We start from the raw sequence: 14,372 nt of genomic DNA on the forward strand, positions 1-14,372 counted from the left end.
GAACAGCGCCTGGCTCCTCTTCGACCGGCCGCCGAGTCCCGCTCGGCCGCCCCGTCGTGCGCCGCGCTGTGCGGAAACACTCGCGTCCGTGTCCCGCTGACGCATTCCGCATCCCCGGGGCGCCGTGATGCCACACGGCGCCCCGCTTCCTGCTCTTCACCCCCGCACGTGACGCCACCCCCTCGGTGAGGCGGTGTGCCACGTGCCGCAACCCCGGATGGAATCATGTCCGACATCACCCTTTCGTCCCGTACCGTGCTCGTCACCGGCGCCACCTCCGGCATCGGACACGAGACCGCCCGGCAGCTCGCCGAGCGCGGCGCCACCGTGCTGCTGCACGGCCGCACCGCCGAGGAGGCCCGCGCCGCCGCCGACCGCCTGATCGCCACAGCGGGCGTCGACGCCAGCCAACTGCGCACGTACGCCGCCGACTTCACCCGGCTCGACGAGGTCGAACGCCTCGCCCACCAGGTGAACGCCGACCACCCGCACCTCGACGTGCTCGTCAACAACGCGGGCATGGCCGCGCCCGAGCGCCACACCGTCACCACCGACGGCAACGAGATCGCCTTCCAGGTCAACTTCCTCGCCCACTACCTGCTGACCTGTCTACTGGAGCCGGCCCTGACGAGCGACCGGGGCGGTCGGGTCGTCAGCGTCTCGTCGGCCCTGCACCGCACGGCCTCCATCTCGTGGGCCGACCCCAACCGCGCCCGCCGCTACTCCCGGCTGGCCGCGTACGCCCAGTCCCAGTTGGCCCTCACGATGTTCGCGGCCGACCCGCGCGTCACCGCGGTCTCCGTGCACCCGGGCGTCTGCGACACCGCGCTGCTGCCCCTGTACGCCCACGAGGGCGTCTCCCCCGCCGAGGGCGCCACGCACGTGGTCCGGCTGTGCGACCCGGCCATCGAGATCGTCAACGGCGCCTACTACGACCACGATGAGCGGGTCGACCCTGCCCCGGCAGCGACGGAGGACCGCACGGTCAAGCGCCTGAACAAGCTGGCGGACCTGCTGGTCGGCCGTAGCGCTTGAAGGCCCGCCGGAAGAAGAAGACCGACCACCGCAAGGGCGCCCAGAGCTGATCGGCCGTCGTACGCGACAGGGGCGGGCGACGAGGAACAGCGAACCCTCGGCCGCCCGCCCCACTCGTACCGCTTCCGCGTAACTCCCTCCCGCGTCAACCCAACGTTAGAAAACGCTTCCAGTCGATCAAGAACGCGTCAGCGCACAGCCGTTGGCGGCACTCGGCGCCATAGCGTCGACGTGGGCCCACCGTCCCGGCGAGACCCGCCCGGACAGCGAGGACCCGCACCTCCCCCACCACAGGAGTAGACGCGACACATGACCACCACCGCGCCCGCCACCCCCACCCCCACCCCGACCGCGCCGGACGACAGCCGTCGGGCCCATGCCCGCGCGAAGGACATCATGCGGTTCCGGACGGTGTCCGGCCCCGACCTGACCACCAGAAACGACGCCTATCTCGCCTGGCAGCGGGACCGCGAACAGGCGGATCTGTGGCCGTACTTCCGCCGCTACGACACGGCCCTGACCACCCGGGCCACCGCGGTGTCCGACACCGGCGTGGTCACCCACGGGCCCAACTTCGGCGGCCAGGACTACCTTTCGCTCACCGGCCACCCCGCCGTCCTCGACGCCGCGCACCAAGCCCTGAGCGACTACGGCCCGCTCACCGCCGGCTCCCCCGCCCTGGGCGGCGCCAACCCGATCAGCAAGGCCCTGGAAGCCGGCCTCGCCAAGGCCCTGCACACCGACCACGTGGCGTTGTTCCCGACCGGCTGGGCGTCCGGCTTCGGCACCATCCGGGCACTCATGCACCGCCGCGACCACATCCTCCTCGACAAGCTCTCCCACGACTCGCTGCGTCAGGGCGCCGCCGCCAGCGGGGCCACGGTGGAGTTCTTCCGCCACCTCGACAACGAAGCCGTACGGCGCCACCTGAAGGGCATCCGCGCCACCGACACCACCAACGCCGTCCTCGTCGTCACCGAGGGCGTGTTCTCCATGGACTCCGACACCCCACACCTGGCCGAACTCCTTGGCATCTGCCGCGAGTTCGGCGCTCAACTGATGGTCGACGTCGCCCACGACTTCGGCGCCATGGGTGAGTCCGGCGGCGGACAACTGGAGGTGCACGGGATCCTCGGTCAGGTCGACTTCGTCGTCGGGGCGTTCTCCAAGACGTTCGCCACGACGGGCGGCTTCCTCGCCACGCCCTCCGCGTCCGCCCGGGAGTACGTGAGGATGTTCGGCGGTCCGCAGACCTTCTCCAGCGCCATCACCCCCGTACAGACCGCCGTCGCCCTCGCGGCGCTGGGCGTCGTGACCTCACCGGAGGGCGCGCGGCGCCGGGCGGCGGTCGCGGCCGTCGCCACCCGCCTGCGCGAGGGACTCACGGCCCGTGGCCTGGAGGTCATGGGTGACGTCGTCTGCCCGGTCGTCCCGGTCCTCATCGGCGACACCCCCACGGGCCGTACGGCCTCCGGCCTCATCGCCCGCGCCGGCCTGATCGCCCACCTGGTCGAACAGCCGGCCGTCGCCTCCGACGCGGCCCGCTTCCGTATGCAGGCCATGGCGGACCACACGGACGACGACATCGACACCGCGATCGACATCCTCGACACCTGCATCCGCGAGGCCCGGCAGAGCGGCATCGCCTCGCCCTGCTGATCGCTCACACCCACCGAGCGGCCGGTCGGATGCTCCCGCAGCGCTTCGCCCGGCCGCTCTTAACGGGGTCTTGACGCGTCTGGACCACACTCCCGTGGGCCCACGCGTCACTCTCTGCTTACGCTGGTGCCGCCGTCCGTGTGATGGCCCGAGCCCCCACGCTGAGCTGCGCACCAGGAGAGCCCGTCGATGGTCACCACCGAACAACCACCGCCGAGCCGACTGCGGACGTGGATGCTGGAGGGCCTGTCCGACATGGGCAGGAACGGCGGCCACACCGGTCCGCACGCCGAGCCGGAGCCCGCGCACAAGGGCCAGCGCTGGTGGCGCGTGATGTGCCTGACCGGCGTCGACTACTTCTCCACCCTCGGCTACCAGCCGGGCATCGCGGCCCTCGCCGCCGGACTGCTCTCGCCGGTCGCCACCTTGGTGCTCGTCGTCGTCACCCTGGCGGGCGCCCTTCCGGTGTACCGGCGGGTGGCGGAGGAGAGTCCGCACGGCGAGGGCTCGATCGCGATGCTGGAGCGGCTGCTGTCGTTCTGGAAGGGCAAGCTGTTCGTCCTCACCCTGCTCGGCTTCGCCGCGACCGACTTCCTGATCACCATCACCCTCTCGGCCGCCGACGCCTCGACCCACCTGATCGAGAACCCGCACCTGACCAGCACCCTGCACGGACAGCAGATGGTGATCACCCTGGTCCTGGTCGCCCTGCTCGGCGCGGTGTTCCTCAAGGGCTTCATGGAGGCCATCGGTGTCGCGGTGGTCCTGGTCGCGGTGTACCTGGCGCTCAACACGGTCGTCGTGATCGTCGGCATGTGGCACGTGCTCACCGAGGGACACGTGGTCACCGACTGGACCAGCGCCCTGACCACCGAGCACGGCAACGTCTTCGCGATGATCGGCGTCTCCCTGCTGGTCTTCCCCAAGCTGGCGCTGGGCCTGTCCGGCTTCGAGACGGGCGTGGCCGTCATGCCGCACGTCGAGGGCGACGAGGACGACACCGAGGAAAACCCCAAGGGCCGTATCCGCGACACCAAGAAGCTCCTCACGGCCGCCGCCCTGATCATGAGCGTGTTCCTGATCGCCACCAGCTTCATAACGACCGTGCTGATCCCGGAGAAGGAGTTCAAGTCCGGCGGCCAGGCCAACGGCCGCGCGCTCGCCTATCTGTCGCACGAGTACCTGGGCAACGCCTTCGGCACGGTCTACGACGTCTCGACCATCGCCATCCTGTGGTTCGCCGGCGCCTCCGCGATGGCCGGCCTGCTCAACCTGATGCCGCGCTACCTCCCCCGCTACGGCATGGCCCCGCACTGGGCGCGGGCCGTCCGCCCGATGGTGATCGTCTTCACTCTCGTCGCATTCCTGGTCACCTGGATCTTCGACGCCAGCGTCGACGCCCAGGGCGGCGCCTACGCCACCGGCGTCCTGGTCCTGATGTCCTCCGCCGCGATCGCGGTCACCATCTCCGCCCGCCGCGCCCAGCAGCGCAACTGGACCATCGGCTTCGCGGCCGTGTCAGCCGTCCTCCTCTACGTCACCGTCGCCAACGTCGTCGAACGCCCGGACGGCGTCAAGATCGGCGCCTGCTTCATCGCCGGCATCATCCTGGTCTCCCTGCTGTCCCGACTGGCCCGCGCCTTCGAACTCCGCGTGACGAGCGTGCAGTTGGACGACATGGCGGAACGATTCATCCGCGACATGTCCCACCGGCGCATCCGCTTCCTCGCGAACGAGCCCGGCCGCCGCGACAAGGCCGAGTACCGCGACAAGATCGAGCAGATGAGGGCCGACAACGACCTGCCGGAGCAGGAGGACTTCATCTTCGTCGAGGTCACGGTCACCGACGCCTCCGAGTTCGAGTCCGGCATGACGGTACGCGGCGAGGTCCTCCACAACCGCTACCGCGTCCTGACCCTGGAGTCCTCCTCCGTCCCCAACGCCCTCGCCGCGCTGATGCTCCACGCCCGCGACACCACCGGCTGCATCCCGCACATGTACTTCGAGTGGACCGAGGGCAATCCGTTCGCCAACTTCCTCCGCTTCTTCCTCTTCGGCCAGGGCGAGGTCGCCCCGGTCACCCGAGAGGTCCTGCGCGGGGTGGAGCCGGACCGCAAACGCCGACCGCGCGTCCACACGGGCTGAGGACGTCGTCGGCCACCGACACCCGCGTCAGGATCCCGTCAAGAATCGCCCGCTCGCCGCTAGGACCCCGTCAGGGGCAATCGCCGGACCCCGCACGGGCGCCTAGCGTCAACGACATGCGACGGAGCGGACCGGCAGGCTCGGCCGGCGACCGCCACTGGCGTGGCAGCGCACGGCTCGCGGTGAGCTGCGCCCTGTTGTTCTGCGCCATGAGCGTCCTGGTCGACTGGGACGCGGGAAGCCTGACGCCTCTGCGCGCCCTGCTCTGGGTGACCTTGTCGGCCGCCGTGTGCGCGGTCCTGCTGCCGCCGCGGGTGACCGCGGGCCCCGGCTGGCTGGCGGTACGCACGCCCTGGCGCAGGCAGGTGATCCACACGGACGCGCTGACCGCCGTACGGCAGTACGCCGGCGTCTCCTCCCACCTGGTCCTGCGCGACGCCCACGGTCACAGGCTGGAACTCGATCCCCGCATCCTCGCGGCCAACCCCCTGCTCTGGCACGAGCTCGACACGGGCGTCCGCCGGTCCCTGGAACGCGGAACGCTGCGCCTGGGAGCGGACGTCATGGAGCGGCTGGGGCATCACATCGACGTCGACACGGTCCAGGCGGTGCTTCGGGCATCGGGACTTTCCTGAACCGCGCCTGGGCCTGCTCACCGACGCAGCGCCGACACGCCGGGCGCCGCTCGAAGAGATGGTCGCGCCGGCGGAGTTCCTCGGGAAAACTGCCCTCCGATTCATAGCTGCCCATAGCCCCTCATGCCCCCGAGGCCACGGAGAGTCCCATGACGACCGAACCCACCCCGTCCTATCCGTCCGATGTGGCCGCACTGCGCGAGCGCGTCGATCGCGGAGACCCGGACGCGGCGGACGAGTTGATCGAACTGGCCACGGAGTACGGCGATCTGGAGGAACTGCGGCGTCTCGCGGACGCAGGCAACTCCACCGCGACGGACCAGCTCATCGAACTCGCCGTCGAACAGGGCGACCTCACCGAACTGCGACGTCTGGCAGACCAGGGCAACACAACCGCCGCCGAGGTTCTCGGCGAACTCGTCGACGAATGACCCGAGTCACGCCACCATGACGAGGTCGTGTGGCCGCAGGAGCCGGTCCAGCACGGCGACAGTCGACGGCGGATGCATCACCCTGTGAGCAAAACGCGGCGCAGGTCAGTCACGCTCGGCGCCCCTTCGGTCAGCCCGTCCGTGCCCCGGTACAGGCGGCAGGAGACGGAGGCGACAGCCCCCGGTACGGCGAAGGGATCGACGCCGTCGATGAGGACGGTCGGGGAACCAGTCATGCCGAGCGTTGCGGCCTGCGTCTCGTCGGACACCTCGACCACGGTCACCTCTGCGGCCCTGCCGGCGAGTGCCTGGTCGATCCGCTCCCGTGCCATCGGCGCGTTAGGGCAGTCGGGCACGGTCAGAAGCGTGATGCGCATGGGTCCCGTCCTCCCAGTTCACTGCGGATGCGACCGACGGTAGACCTTCCAGGTCAGCGCGCCCCGCACTCCTCCCAGCAATTATCCACGGTTTCCTGAATTCAGGATCACGTGTACTTTCATCCTGTGCTGACTGTTGCTTCCGACATCGAAGTCCTGGCCCGCTTCGGCCGCGCGCTAGCCGACCCGATCCGCTGCCGCCTCCTGCTCACCCTGCGCGCGGCCCCGGCCTATCCGTCCGACCTCGCCGAGGCTCTGGGCGTCTCCCGCACCCGCCTGTCGAACCACCTGGCCTGCCTGCGGGACTGCGGCCTGGTCGTCGCCGTCCCCGAGGGCCGCCGTACCCGCTACGAACTCGCCGACGAGCGTCTCGGCCACGCACTCGACGACCTGCGCACGGCCGTCGTCGCGGTCGAGACCGAACGCACCTGCCCGGACGCCGAGGAGAAGGGCTGCTGCTGAGATGACCGCCAAATCCCTCGGCCCGTCCCCGGCCCGCCGCGACGCGCTGGCGAAGCGCATACGGCTGCTGGTCGCGGCGACGATCACCTACAACGTCGTCGAGGCGGTCGTCGCGATCACCGCCGGCACGATGGCGTCCTCCACCGCGCTGATCGGCTTCGGCCTCGACTCGGTCATCGAGGTCTCCTCCGCGGCCGCCGTCGCCTGGCAGTTCTCCGCCACCGACCACACGGTCCGCGAAGCCCGCGAGAAGACCACCCTGCGGATCATCGCCGTCTCCTTCTTCGCCCTCGCCGCCTACGTCACCGTCGATGCCGTCCGAGCGCTGACCGGAACCGGCGAGGCCGAACCCTCCACTCCCGGCATCGTCATCGCCGCCCTGTCCCTGCTGGTCATGCCGTTCCTGTCCGCCGCCCAGCGCAGGGCGGGCCGTGAGATCGGCTCCGCCTCCGCCGTCGCGGACTCCAAGCAGACCCTGCTGTGCACGTACCTCTCCGCCGTCCTCCTCGTCGGCCTGCTCGCCAACAGCCTCTTCGACTGGACCTGGGCCGATCCGATCGCCGCCCTCGTCATCGCCGTCATCGCCGTCAGGGAAGGCCGCGACGCCTGGCAGGGCAAGGGCTGCTGCGCCGTACCCGCCGCCACGGCGCTGCCCTCCGCGAAGGCGGAAACGGATGCATGCGGCTGCCGGCCCGGCTGTGCCTGCTGCTGACTTCGCGAGGCTGTGGCGGGACGGACGGATGACAAATGGTCAGCTGTCGGCCGATGCCACCGTGGCGAAGGCGCGTACAACGTCGTGCACTTCGCCCCTCACAGCCAGCCGTTGCGCTTGAAGCCTCGGTGGAGGAGGAAGCACGCGGTGGCGATGACGGTGAGGACCAGGGGGTAGCCGAAACGCCAGCGCAGTTCGGGCATGTGGTCGAAGTTCATGCCGTAGACGCCGCAGATCATGGTGGGGACGGCAATGATCGCGGCCCAGGCGGTGATCTTGCGGGCGTCGTCGTTCTGGGCGACGGCGACCTGGGCGAGGTGGGCCTGGAGGATGGAGTCGATGAGGGCGTCGAAGGCGGTGATCTGTTCGGTGACGCGGGTGAGGTGGTCGGCGACGTCCCGGAAGTACGCCTGTATCTCCTTGTCGATGGAGTTGCGCGGTTCGGTGGCGAGGCGGTCGAGGGGACGGGCGAGAGGAATCACGGCCCGCTTGAGTTCGAGGAGTTCGCGCTTGAGTTGGTAGATGCGGCCGGCGTCGGCGCCTCGGGAACCGCGCGCGGAGAAGACATCGGTCTCCACCTGGTCGATGTCGTTCTGGACGGCGTCGGCGACCGTGACGTAGTCGTCGACGACGTGGTCGGCGATGGCGTGCAGGACGGCGGAGGGCCCCTTGGCCAGGTGCCGGGGATCGGCTTCCAGGTCCTCGCGCAGGGGGCCGAGCGAGCCGTGCCGGCCGTGGCGGACGGTGACGACGAAGTCGGGGCCGGTGAAGACCATGATCTCGCCGGTGTCCACCACCTCGCTGGTCGCGGTCAGTTCGGCGTGTTCAACGTAGGTGACGGTCTTGAACACGGCGAACAGGACGTCGCCGTACTGCTCGACCTTCGGGCGCTGGTGGGCGTGAACTGCGTCCTCGACGGCGAGCGGGTGCAGGCCGAACAGTTCCGCCACCCCGGCGAACTCCTCCTCGCTGGGCTCGTGCAGCCCCAGCCACACGAATTCGCCCCGGTGCCTGCGAGCGTGCCGGACGGCCTCCTTCACGGAGTCCGTTCCCGGCCGGCGGACACCGTCGCGGTAGACGACGCAGTTGACCACGGTCGAGCCGAGCGGGGAGCGGGCCGGGTGGCTCAGGTCCACGCGGCGGCGGCTGCGCCGCGCCAGGTTCGCGACTTTGCGCAGGTTGCCGACCATGGACATGCAGGAGTCTCCTTCACCGAGCGTCGGACCCGGACAGTGTGTCAAAGGGCGGCAGGACGGACGTCAGAGCCACCGCTTCTTGCGGAAGATCAGGTAGACAACCGTGACGAGGACGGCGGTGGCGCCGAGCATCAGCGGGTAGCCGAACAGCTGGCGCAGTTCCGGCATGTGGTCGAAGTTCATGCCGTAGACGCCGGCGATGGCGACGGGTATGGCGATGAGCGCGGCGGCTGCGCTGATGCGGCGCATGTCGTGGTTCTGCCGGACGCTGGTCTGCGCGAGGGCCATGGACAGGGCGTTGTCGACGAGTTCGGTCAGGGCCGCGACGCGTTCGGCGGCCTGGGCGAGGTGGTCAGCGACGTCGCGGAAGTAGGCGGCCAGTTCCCGGTCCACGCCGGGGACGCGGCGTTCGGCGAGGTCGCGCAGCGGCTGGGTCAACGGGGCGACCGTGCGCCGCAGTTCGAGGAGTTCGCGCTTGAGCTGGTAGGTACGGCCGACGTCGTGGCCGGCGTCCGGGGAGAAGGCGTCGTTCTCGATCTCGTCGGCGTCGGTCTCCAGAGCGGTGACGACGTCCAGGTACTGGTCCACGACCGAGTCCGCGACGGCGTGCAGGACGGCGACAGGACCGTGGGCGAGGCGCTCGGGATCGGCCTCCAGGCGGCTGCGGACGGCGGTGAGCGGCTCGGAGGGGTCGTGGCGGACGACGACGATGAAGTCGCGGCCCGCGAAGGCCATGATCTCGCCGGTACCGACGATGTCGGTGGTGGGGGTCAGCTCGTCGTGTTCGAGGTAGACGGCGGTGCGCAGGACGAGGAAGAGGGTGTCGTCGTAGCGTTCCAGCTTGGGCCGCTGGTGGGCTTCGAGGGCGTCCTCGACGGCGAGGGGGTGCAGGCCGAAAGCGCGTGCCACGACCTGGAGTTGGTCGGCGGTCGGATCGTGCAGGCCGATCCAGACGAAGGCGCCGGGTGTGGTCCTGGCGACGTCCATGGCCTCGCCGAGCGGCAGTTGGCCCGGTCGGCGACGCCCGTACTCGTACAGGGCACAGTCGACGACGGAGATCGGCTGAGGAGACGTGTCGTGGGCCGTCATGGCTCACCTCCTTGCGGGGCGCGGGTGTCGTCCGTGCCACCGGGTTAGCATATTTGCATGGAAGCGCAAGTAGCGTCATGGGACGAGGAGCAGGCCGAGCGGTCGGTGGCGGTGCTCAAGGCAGTGGCCGACCCCTCGCGCTACCGGCTGCTGTGGGCGCTGACCGAGCGGGAGCTGCCGGTCAGCCGTCTGGCGGAGCTGATCGGCGCGCATGTCGCGGCCACCTCCCAGCACCTGGCGAGGCTGCGGGCGGCGGGGCTGGTCGACTCCCGGCGGGAGGGCACCCGGATCTACTACCGGGCAGCCGGTCGTCAGGTGCGGGCGCTGCTGGAGAGCGCCGTACTGGCGGGGGACGCGGTCGGGGCTCCGGAGGACGCGGCCGAGGCGGGTGAGGCGACGGCGCCTGTCGCGCAGGAGCACCCGGCCGGGGCACGAGTACGTCGCCGCCCGGTCGCCGAGCACTGAGACACCCCTCGTCATACGGTCCGCCAGAGGGCGGAGACGACGGCCGGTTCCATGCTGATGCGGGCGACCGCGCTCTCCACCTGCGTGCTGTCGGCACCCTCGGAGGTGATCTCGGCCCGTATCCGGACCTGGCCGTCCGCACCGCCGCGGCTCGCGGCGACCGCGTGCAGGCGGCTGTCCGGACCGGAGAGCGACTTCACGAGCAGGGTCCGGATGTGGGCCTCGTCCGAGGCCACGACCACGGCCTCCACCTCGTACGGCGTCGGCACCTCGTCGCCGGATCCGGGCTGCCGGTCCAGACGCTGCGCGAGGCGGCGTACGGCGGTGTTGACGGCGACGATCGCCGCCGCCCCGGCGAGCGCGTAACCCGGCAGACCGGCTCCGGCGAGGGAGCCGACGGCGGCCGAACACCACAGCGTGGCCGCGGTGTTCATGCCGGAGACGTTGACGCCGTCGCGCATGATGACGCCGGCGCCGAGGAAGCCGATGCCGGAGACCACCTGCGCGGCGATCCGGCTGGGATCGCCCGAGCCGAAGGAGCTGGACAGCAGGACGAACAGGGCTGAGCCGGTGGCCACCAGGGTGTGGGTGCGCAGACCGGCCATCCGCTGGCGCCACTGCCGCTCGATGCCGATGAGCGCGCCTGCGGACAGTCCGGCACCCAGGCCGACGGCGAAGTGAAGGTTGTTCATCGGTCTACCCCCTGCGCGGAGCGTCGTTCTCGTCGAGCCGGTACTCCTGCGGCTCGGCGTCGTAGGAGTACAGCTCGGCGTAGCGGCCCCAGTCGGTGGCCGTCTCCAGTTGGGCGGTGACCTGTTCGCTGGTGAAGTGATGGGCCAGGAGGTCCCGGAAGAAGCCGGCGCGCAACACCCGACCGGGGTTCTGGCGCAGGCTGCGGGTGACGAGCTGGACCAGCGGCGCGTGACCGAGGACCGCCTCGGCGAAGATCTTCTTCGACTCCTGGACGTCGGCGCCCGCGAACCGCTGTCCGGTGTCGGTGAGCAGCAGGTCGTCGCCGGTGAGGGTGGTGAAGGCCAGCAGATCGAGGGCGTCGACCTGGGGCAGGAGGTCGTCGATCTCCAGGCCGAGGTCGTCGGCGAGATCGACCAGATCGCAGCGGCCGCCCCGGTTGAGCACCATCTCCGCCAGACCGGACAGGCCGTCCACACTGGCCTGCGGGAGCGGAGTGTTGGCCGGGGTGCGCTTGTCCAGCTCGACGGACTCCGTGCGGCCGGGGGTACGGCCTTCCTTGTGGCGTCCGGTCATGGTGCGGTAGACGCGGTCGATCAGGTCCTCGAAGGCGGCCGAGTTGCGGTCGCGGGGGCGGTCGAGGCCGACCTCGAAGACCTCGCGGATCGTGCCGTAGGGCCGGGCGCCGAGGACCACGATCCGGTCGGCCATCAGTACGGCCTCCTCGATGTTGTGGGTGACCAGCACGATCGCGCGGGTCGGGAACTGCCCCGACTCCCACAGCTCCATCAGCTCGCCGCGCAGGTTCTCGGCGGTCAGCACGTCGAGCGCGGAGAACGGCTCGTCCATCATCAGCACGTCCGGCTCGACCACCAACGCCCGCGCGAAGCCGACGCGTTGGCGCATGCCGCCCGACAACTCCTTCGGGTACGCCGACTCGAAGCCGTCCAGGCCGATGAGGTCGATGGCGTGCCGGGCCGCGTCCGCGCGCTCGGCGGCGCCGACACCCTTGGCCTCCAGGCCGAGTTCGACGTTCTGCTGCACGGTCAGCCACGGCAGCAGCGCGAAGGTCTGGAACACCATCGCCGTACCGGGGTTGGCGCCGGCCAGCGGGGTGCCCTTGTAGGAGACGGTGCCGGAGCTGGTGGGCACCAGCCCGGCCAGGCAGCGCAGCAGCGTCGACTTGCCGGAGCCGGACTTGCCGAGCAGGGCGACGACTTCACCGGCGCGGACCTGGAGGTCGATGCCGGACAGGACGGGCAGTTCGCCGTCGGCTCCGGCGTAGGACTTGGTCAGGCCGACCGTCTCCAGCAGTACGTCGCCGTCGGCGGGGCGGGTCCTGTCGTAGGCCGGGGTGTTGCGGTCGGCGCGCAGGCCGCGCAGGGCGTTCAGCACCATGACGTGCTCCAAGTTGCTTGAAAATCAGGGAAGTTCAGATGGATCAGAGGGAGTAGCGGGCCTCGGCCAGCCGGTACAGGCGGCGCCACAGCAGCCGGTTCAGTCCGACGACGTACAGGCTCATCACCGCCACCCCCGCGATCAGGTGCGGGTAGTCGCCGTGCTCGGTGGCCTTGGCGATGTACGCCCCCAGGCCGGTGGCCGTGAGCGTGGTGCCGCCGAAGGTGACGACCTCGGAGACGATCGAGGCGTTCCAGGCGCCGCCGGACGCAGTGATCCCGCCGGTGACGTATGAGGGGAAGATCCCCGGAATGATCAGCCGCTTCCAGCGCTGCCAGCCGGTGACCCCCAGGTCGTCCATGGCCTCGCGCAGGTCGGTGGGGATGGACATGGCGCCGGCGATGGTGTTGAAGAGGATGTACCACTGGGCGCCCAGGGCCATCAGCAGCGTGCCGCCGATGTTGATGGACATGCCGGTCTTCAGGAAGAACCAGACGGCGAGCGGGAAGAGGAAGTTGGCGGGGAAGGACGCCAGGACCTGGACCACGGGCTGGGCGATGCGGGTCAGCCGGGGCGAGAACCCGATCTTCACGCCGATCGGCACCCAGATCACCGTGGCCAGCGCGACCAGCACCAACACCCTTGCCAGCGTGGCCAGTCCGAGCAGCAGCGGCTCAGCGAACACGCCGAGGCCGGTGCGGTCGTAGAGGTAGCGGCCGAGGTCGATCAGGCCCCATACGATCAGCCCGCCCGCCACGAGTGTGAAGACCAGGTCCCCCGTGCGCTGTCGCGCCGGGTCGACGGCCAGCGGCCGGTCGTCGGTGCCGAACAGCCGTCCCGCGCGGCTGAGTCCCCGTCCCACCGGGCGCAGCACCCGGCCAAGCAGTTGCGGCCAGTGCGAGCGGCGCAGGAAGTCGAGGACGACGGAGCGCTGTACCTCGCTCGCCTCGGACTGCTCGTTCTTGAACTTCTCGGCCCAGGCGGTCAGCGGGCGCCAGAACAGGAAGTTCACGCCGATGACCATGACGGCCATGGTGAGGATGGCCCAGCCGACCTTGCCCAGGTCGCCGTCGGTGATGGCGGCGCCCGCGTAGGAGCCGACGCCGGGCAGGGCGTACTGCTGGTTGTTGACGCTGATGGCCTCCGAGGCGACCAGGAAGAACCAGCCGCCGCCGAAGCTCATCATGCCGTTCCAGACCAGGCCGATCATCCCGGCGGGGACCTCGACCTTCCAGAACCGCATCCACTTCGTGAAGCCGAACGACCGTGACAGCTCGTCGAGTTCACGCGGGAGGGAGGTGAGGGAGTAGTAGAAGCCGAACGTCATGTTCCACGCCTGCGAGGTGAAGATCGCGAAGATCGACGCGCACTCCAGGCCCAGCATCGAGCCGGGGAACAGGGCGATGAACCCGGTCACGGCGACGGTGAGGAAGCCGAGCACGGGGACGGACTGGAGGATGTCCAGCGCCGGGATCAGGATCCGCTCCAGCCGGCGGCTCTTGGCGGCCGCGTAGGCGTAGCCGAACGTGAACACGACCGACAGCGCCAGCGCCGCGAACATCCGCAGCAGCGAGCGCGCCGCGTCGTAGGGCAGTTGCGACGGATCGGTGTCGACGTGGACGTTCTGGTGGGTGCTGAAGGCGACGGTGGTGCCCTGGCCCACGCGCAGCACGGCATAGAGGAGGACGAGCACGGCGGCGGCGACGGCCGCGTCCACCCAGGAGAACTGGGAAAGGCGCCGGGGCAGCCGCGCGACGAGGGGTGTGCGCGTCGCCGACTCGGCAGACTTGGTGTCTGTACGGAACGACATCACGGAAGACCTCCGCCCACACTCTGGGCACGCCGACATGACCTGACCGCGACGGACGCGCCGACGGCAGGGCAGGGCTCACCCACGCAGCATGGGAAAGACAAGTAAGGATGGAGTGTGTGCGCGTGATCGGCCACCGCCGCCTCTTCGAGACGGGGGCCGCGTCCGGCGCGGGAGAACCAGGGCCGAGAGCCGTGGTCGACTGACGTCAGCGAGTGCCCGGGAGGCAGCGCGGACTAGGAGGGTCGGCACCCATGGCTGCCTCCGA

At 70.1% G+C, this 14,372-nt stretch carries 14 protein-coding genes; 8 read left to right on the forward strand and 6 right to left on the reverse strand.

Annotated features, from left to right (window positions below):
• Positions 1-225 precede the first annotated feature (225 nt).
• The 5 genes from ACQHII_RS10665 (at position 226) to ACQHII_RS10685 (ending at position 5,905) form a co-directional block, all read left to right on the forward strand.
• Positions 226-1,035 carry an SDR family NAD(P)-dependent oxidoreductase gene (locus ACQHII_RS10665; protein WP_427919060.1) on the forward strand — a complete coding sequence of 270 codons (810 nt, stop codon included), beginning with the start codon at positions 226-228 and terminating at the stop codon, positions 1,033-1,035.
• 309 nt (positions 1,036-1,344) lie between these two features.
• Positions 1,345-2,694 (forward strand): aminotransferase class I/II-fold pyridoxal phosphate-dependent enzyme, encoded by a 1,350-nt coding sequence (locus tag ACQHII_RS10670; RefSeq protein WP_427919061.1) that lies wholly within the window; start codon positions 1,345-1,347, stop codon positions 2,692-2,694.
• Positions 2,695-2,883: 189 nt separating this feature from the next.
• Complete coding sequence (locus ACQHII_RS10675) at positions 2,884-4,839, forward strand: amino acid transporter (RefSeq protein WP_427919062.1); 1,956 nt, start codon at positions 2,884-2,886, stop codon at positions 4,837-4,839.
• A 116-nt stretch (positions 4,840-4,955) separates the two neighbouring features.
• Positions 4,956-5,474, forward strand: coding sequence for a hypothetical protein (locus tag ACQHII_RS10680; RefSeq protein ID WP_427919063.1), 519 nt, complete (start codon positions 4,956-4,958; stop codon positions 5,472-5,474).
• A 149-nt stretch (positions 5,475-5,623) separates the two neighbouring features.
• Entirely contained in the window at positions 5,624-5,905 is a 282-nt protein-coding gene (locus ACQHII_RS10685; protein ID WP_427919064.1) for a hypothetical protein, read from the forward strand.
• Between the two features lie 77 nt (positions 5,906-5,982).
• Here the strand turns inward: ACQHII_RS10685 and ACQHII_RS10690 are convergent, their stop codons facing one another.
• On the reverse strand, positions 5,983-6,282 hold the full coding sequence (locus ACQHII_RS10690) for a hypothetical protein (RefSeq protein ID WP_427919065.1): 300 nt from the start codon (positions 6,280-6,282) through the stop codon (positions 5,983-5,985).
• A gap of 126 nt (positions 6,283-6,408) precedes the next feature.
• Between ACQHII_RS10690 and ACQHII_RS10695 the strand changes: the two genes are divergently transcribed.
• A complete protein-coding gene (locus tag ACQHII_RS10695; protein ID WP_427919066.1) occupies positions 6,409-6,744 on the forward strand; it encodes an ArsR/SmtB family transcription factor in 336 nt (111 codons plus the stop codon).
• A gap of 1 nt (position 6,745) precedes the next feature.
• Positions 6,746-7,456 (forward strand): cation transporter, encoded by a 711-nt coding sequence (locus tag ACQHII_RS10700; protein ID WP_427919067.1) that lies wholly within the window; start codon positions 6,746-6,748, stop codon positions 7,454-7,456.
• Between the two features lie 98 nt (positions 7,457-7,554).
• Here the strand turns inward: ACQHII_RS10700 and ACQHII_RS10705 are convergent, their stop codons facing one another.
• On the reverse strand, positions 7,555-8,652 hold the full coding sequence (locus ACQHII_RS10705; RefSeq protein ID WP_427919068.1) for a magnesium and cobalt transport protein CorA: 1,098 nt from the start codon (positions 8,650-8,652) through the stop codon (positions 7,555-7,557).
• A gap of 63 nt (positions 8,653-8,715) precedes the next feature.
• Positions 8,716-9,741, reverse strand: a complete 1,026-nt coding sequence (locus ACQHII_RS10710; protein ID WP_427919069.1) for a magnesium and cobalt transport protein CorA — start codon at positions 9,739-9,741, stop codon at positions 8,716-8,718.
• A gap of 57 nt (positions 9,742-9,798) precedes the next feature.
• On the opposite strand from ACQHII_RS10710, the gene ACQHII_RS10715 reads away from it, so the two are divergent.
• Positions 9,799-10,206 (forward strand): ArsR/SmtB family transcription factor, encoded by a 408-nt coding sequence (locus ACQHII_RS10715; RefSeq protein WP_427919070.1) that lies wholly within the window; start codon positions 9,799-9,801, stop codon positions 10,204-10,206.
• 11 nt (positions 10,207-10,217) lie between these two features.
• Here the strand turns inward: ACQHII_RS10715 and ACQHII_RS10720 are convergent, their stop codons facing one another.
• Genes ACQHII_RS10720 through ACQHII_RS10730 form a run of 3 tightly spaced genes read right to left on the reverse strand, consistent with a single transcriptional unit; the run spans position 10,218 to position 14,104 of the window.
• Complete coding sequence (locus ACQHII_RS10720) at positions 10,218-10,898, reverse strand: MgtC/SapB family protein (protein ID WP_427919071.1); 681 nt, start codon at positions 10,896-10,898, stop codon at positions 10,218-10,220.
• 4 nt (positions 10,899-10,902) lie between these two features.
• Positions 10,903-12,294, reverse strand: a complete 1,392-nt coding sequence (locus ACQHII_RS10725) for a nitrate/sulfonate/bicarbonate ABC transporter ATP-binding protein (RefSeq protein ID WP_427919072.1) — start codon at positions 12,292-12,294, stop codon at positions 10,903-10,905.
• A gap of 43 nt (positions 12,295-12,337) precedes the next feature.
• Positions 12,338-14,104 (reverse strand): ABC transporter permease, encoded by a 1,767-nt coding sequence (locus ACQHII_RS10730; RefSeq protein ID WP_427919073.1) that lies wholly within the window; start codon positions 14,102-14,104, stop codon positions 12,338-12,340.
• Between the last annotated feature and the right edge of the window lie 268 nt (positions 14,105-14,372).

Source organism: Streptomyces sp. cg40 (genome assembly GCF_050320165.1).
GTDB lineage: Bacteria > Actinomycetota > Actinomycetes > Streptomycetales > Streptomycetaceae > Streptomyces > Streptomyces hokutonensis.